This window comes from Betaproteobacteria bacterium (assembly GCA_009377585.1).
Classification (GTDB): Bacteria; Pseudomonadota; Gammaproteobacteria; order Burkholderiales; family WYBJ01; genus WYBJ01.
Genome location: WHTS01000001.1, coordinates 1 through 4,399, shown reverse-complemented (window position 1 = coordinate 4,399; position 4,399 = coordinate 1). Strand labels below are relative to the sequence as shown.

4 protein-coding genes and 1 pseudogene are annotated in these 4,399 nt (G+C 62.3%); 3 read left to right on the top strand and 2 right to left on the bottom strand.

Annotation, left to right across the window (positions count from 1 at the left end):
* Window positions 1-255: pseudogene (locus tag GEV05_00025) on the top strand (NIPSNAP family protein).
* Here the strand turns inward: GEV05_00025 and GEV05_00020 are convergent.
* Complete coding sequence (locus GEV05_00020) at window positions 205-453, bottom strand: hypothetical protein (GenBank protein ID MPZ41792.1); 249 nt, start codon at window positions 451-453, stop codon at window positions 205-207. The pseudogene GEV05_00025 and the gene GEV05_00020 sit on opposite strands and share 51 nt — an antisense overlap.
* Before the next feature lie 578 nt (window positions 454-1,031).
* Between GEV05_00020 and GEV05_00015 the strand changes: the two genes are divergently transcribed.
* Both GEV05_00015 and GEV05_00010 read left to right on the top strand, forming a co-directional pair.
* Window positions 1,032-2,885 carry a PEP-CTERM sorting domain-containing protein gene (locus tag GEV05_00015; protein ID MPZ41791.1) on the top strand — a complete coding sequence of 618 codons (1,854 nt, stop codon included), beginning with the start codon at window positions 1,032-1,034 and terminating at the stop codon, window positions 2,883-2,885.
* Window positions 2,886-2,929: 44 nt separating this feature from the next.
* Window positions 2,930-3,577 carry a hypothetical protein gene (locus tag GEV05_00010; protein ID MPZ41790.1) on the top strand — a complete coding sequence of 216 codons (648 nt, stop codon included), beginning with the start codon at window positions 2,930-2,932 and terminating at the stop codon, window positions 3,575-3,577.
* A gap of 123 nt (window positions 3,578-3,700) precedes the next feature.
* Here the strand turns inward: GEV05_00010 and GEV05_00005 are convergent.
* Window positions 3,701-4,399 (bottom strand): molybdopterin-dependent oxidoreductase (locus GEV05_00005; protein ID MPZ41789.1); only part of this gene is annotated, 699 nt, incomplete at its 5' end.

Genomic DNA, 4,399 nt, shown 5'->3' with positions numbered 1-4,399 from the left:
TTCGGCAGTTTCACTGTCGAGAAGTGGAAACAACACGGCTTGCGCCTGATCGGCTTCTGGACTCCGCTCCTGGGCGAAAAGAGCAACCAGGTGGTCTACATGTGGGCCTGGGAGAGCTATGAGGAGCGCACACAGAAGATGGGCGTATGGCGCGCCGATCCCGAGCGCGCGAAGGTCTGGGCCGAAAGCGAGAAGAACGGCCCGCTAGTCAAGCGCGTGCACAACCAGCTCATGGAGCCGACCGCCTACTCGCAGATCGACAAGGGCGAGCGCTACGGACCGGATGCGTCGACCCGCAACCCGTACCTGTTCGAGCTGCGCGAGTATCAGGCCATGCCGGGCAAGATCACCAACATCACGGATCGCTTCGGCGGCTTCACCTGCGAGGCGTTCAAGAAGCAGGGCTTCCGCCAGGTCGGTTACTGGCTGAACCGCATCGGCGGCAACGATCACCAGCTCATCTACATGCTCGCGTGGGAGAGCCTGGACGAGCGCGTGAGCAGGTTCGATACCTTCGCCAAGGACCCGGATCGCGCCCGCGTGTTCGGAGAAAGTGAGAAGAACGGGCCGATCGTCGAGCAGGTGACCACGACCATCCTGCGCCCCACTGCGTTTTCACCGATGAAGTAAATCGCGAGGGGCTGCGGTAGTTTGTCGGGGCAATTACTCACGCCCGTCTCGATCGTTCGTGCCTCATGTGCGGCGAGCGTTTCCTGTGCGCCTACAAAGCGCGAACTCAGTCCGCCTCGAAATCAACCTCGACGTCGCGCTCGCCGAACCCCATGACGTTGCCATCGCACGGCATCAAGTCACTTACGTAAACAAACGCGTTGGCGCACGTCTCGTGTCGAGGCTTTTTACAAACCACTCAAGGCAATAGTTCCTTTCAGTCTGCGCTCGCCAGCCACGAAAAATAGTTGACGGTTCATTCAACGGGTTGAGACTTGCCTCGTCGAAGCCGTCGAGTCGTGGCGCGCATCTTGCGGCCTTCTCATACCTTCTATTCCATACGCGTACGGGGGAGAGGGGCAATGAACAATCGGCGAGGCACCACTCGAGTAGCTATTGCGCTTGTCATGCTCGCGGCGCCGCTTGCGGTCGAAGCGACGCCCATCGCGTACGATCTGTCCTTCCAGACCAGCGGCCAAAGCATATGGAATAGCGGCACCTCGTTCACGCTGGACAAGACGACGTTTCTCGGGGTCGCCTGGCAAGATAAGAAAATCGACATCGACGCGATGGTCGGCCAGGAAATCAACCCCGTCCCCAATCCTCTGCGCCTTGCCTACGATGCCGCGTTCGCGGTATGCAACGCGCTTCACTCGGCCAGTGCCTGCATCAACGGCCAGACGGCCCAGGCTCCCGTGGCCGCGCTCGGATCGAGGCCCGGCGTGCGTTCCTGCGGCGCGTTCGCGTTCGACTGCGAGTTTGCGCGGGCGGGAGACCTCATAAGCCGGGCCGCTTACGACACGGCGTTCGCAGCCTGCCGCATCGGATTTTCGGCGACGGTGTGCCGCAAAGGGCAGCCGCTGAAACTCCCGTTGGTCGCGTTAGGTACGGCACCTCCCTCCTTTCTCAACGTCGACACGCGCACCGGCTTCGCCCTGAATGGAACCACGGATGGGCGCGTTGGCCTCGATCTCGGCGTCAAGATCGACAGCGGCTCGGTGGATGCAACGGTGTCCTATCAGGCGACGCTGGATATTCCCGATACGGCCACGCTCGATAAAGCGACTCCGATCAACTTCAATCCCAACAGTGTCTTCGCAGGCACCAACGTTCTCAATACGTCCTTTTCCAACGTCGCGGTGTCGGTGGATGCGGTCATGGAGCTCTCCGGCAGCGTTGCAGTGGAGGGCTGCCTGATAGGCCCCGGATGCGCATCCGCGAGCGCGCCGTTCAACATCGACGAGACCGCGCCGATCCTGTCCTTCAACGCCGACGGCGAAGGCGGAATCCTGCTACTGGGTCATACGCCTACGGTTTTCGGCCTGCCCGCCGAAGCGAACGGCTTTCCTTTTGGCCTGGATGTCGCCGGCCTGGCCGAGGTCACGCTTCATCTTCCGCAGCCGAACGCCAGCGGCGACCTCGACGCCGCATCGCAAACGTTGAAGGCGACCGGGCAGGACGATCTGGTCGATCTCACCCTGGACGTCGACAACATCGTTGCGTCGGCCGCGGGCGTGCCCGGATTGTTCGGATCGTCCTTCCAATTGCCAATCCTGGGCAGCGTCGGCTTCGACATCATCAACGTCGAAATGGGACCGGCCATCGACCTGAAGCAGGAATTCGAGCTCGACCCGACCCTATTCGTATCGCTGTTGTTCGACAAGGCAGTCAAGGTCGGCGACACGATCGTTACGGAGTTGGTGGCGGCGTGGGATAGCTTGCCGTCCATCACCTTTCTCGACGATGTCACCCTGGTGACCCCGACGTTCTTCGTGCAAGCCGACTTGTTGAACCGCACGCTATTGGACTTCGATCTCGAGTTCGGCATCGACCTGCTGCAGATATTCTATGACTTCGGTACGCTCGGGAAGGATTCGATCGGCATCGGCAACGTTCTCAACACGGGAGTCGACCTGTTCGAGTCGCCCGACCTGTACAGCAACCTTTTCGATCTCGCCGGCTTCAACCTGCAGATCGGAGACCCCTTCGAGGTCAATTTCCAATCGGGCTCGACAGGTCCCAGCAGCCGCCTCGCGAGAAGCGCCATCAACGAGATCGTCCTGCCCGCAGGCGTTGCTGCGATACCGGAACCGGGCACGATCATGCTTCTGCTGGGCGGCATTTTCGGTATCCATGCGTTCCGCCGGCGCGCGCAGCGTGGTTGCGGCACGCAAATGCTCGCCAGCGGTCCGGTACCGAACGCTGCGCCGGCATAGCGAGGGGCACGGTTATCCGGGTGCTGGCGTTGCCATGGCGTTCGATGTCGCTGCGCCAGCAGCGAGCGATGCCGATGCGTTGCGGGTCCGAGGTGCGTTCGAACCCAGTGAATCACCTTCGATCGGTGCTCTTCGCGCTGATGCTCTACGCGGCGGGCGCGGCGGGCGCCGACGACAGCGGTAAATTCGCCATGAAAGGCGCGGGCTTCCTGCCCTGCGAGGTCTTCGTCACCGAGCGCGAAAAGCGATCCAATGTGTACTATCTGATCGGCGGCTGGATCGAAGGCTACATCACGGCATACAACAAGCATGTCGCCGACACTTACGATGTAACGCCGTTCGAATCACTCGAGCTTCTTCTGCTGGTGATGCAGAACCATTGCGAAGCCAATCCCCGGGACCGGTTGTACTCGGTTCTCAATGCGCTGCTCATCAAGCTGAGCCCGGACCGACTGCAGCAAGATTCCGACAGGATCAAGATCACCGAGGGAAAGCGGACTGCCGTTCTCTACAGCGATACCATCCGCCGCATGCAGGAAGAGCTGACCCGGCGCGGTCTCTACAAGGGCGCCGTGGACGGGCGCTTCACCGACGAAACCCGGTCCGCCCTGATCGCCTTTCAATCGGACATCGGTTTCGAAGCCACGGGCTTTCCCGACCAGACGACCCTCTGGCGGCTGTTGCGCAAGTAGCCCATCGTTCGCCGCCGCGCTCGCACGAGATACCGGCCGGGCCGCCGCCGGACGATTCGGCAATGTCCCGTGGCGGACCGCGGCTCTCTCTCGCCTGGCCCGAAGTTGGGCTAGCGACTGTGCCTACCGTTGCGAATCGAGCGCGGCAAGCACCTTCGGCGGCGACATCGGCAGCTCGGTCATGCGCAAGCCCGTGGCGCTCTGGATCGCGTTGGCAACCGCCGCCATGGGCGGAACGATGTTGGCCTCGGCCACGCCCTTGACGCCATACGGGTGCTTCGGGTTCGGCACTTCGACCAGAATGGTCTCGATCATCGGCACGTCGGAAGCGACCGGAATGCGGTAGTCGAGGAAACCCGCATTCTCCATGTGGCCGTCGCGATCGTAGATGTACTCCTCGTTCAACGCCCAGCCGATGCCTTGCACCACCCCGCCTTGGATCTGCCCCTCGCAATAGGCGGGATGGATCGCGCGGCCCACGTCCTGGGCGGCGACGAAACGCAGAATCTTCACATAGCCCGTTTCGGGATCGACCTCGATGTCGACGAACTGGGCGGAGAATCCCGGCGCCTGGCCCTCGGCGTTGATCGAAGCCGAAGCGGTGATGGGCCCGCCCGTGGCGGTGCGTTTGGCGGCAATGGCCTTGAACGACAGCGGCTCGAACTCGCCCGCGCGCTTGCCCGCGGGGCGCGCATGGCCGTCCTCCCAGATCACGTCGGCGCGATCGACCTTCCACAGCTTGGCCGCCCGCGCGCACATCTCGTCGATCACCTTGTTGCAGGCATTGATCACGGTCATGCCGGTGGCGAACGTCACGCGCGA

What these genes read in the sequence shown, in the direction of transcription:
- GEV05_00015 (MPZ41791.1), top strand. Translation starts at nt 1,032, where the DNA reads ATGAACAATCGGCGAGGCACCACTCGAGTAGCTATTGCGCTTGTCATG.
- GEV05_00010 (MPZ41790.1), top strand. Translation starts at nt 2,930, where the DNA reads ATGTCGCTGCGCCAGCAGCGAGCGATGCCGATGCGTTGCGGGTCCGAG.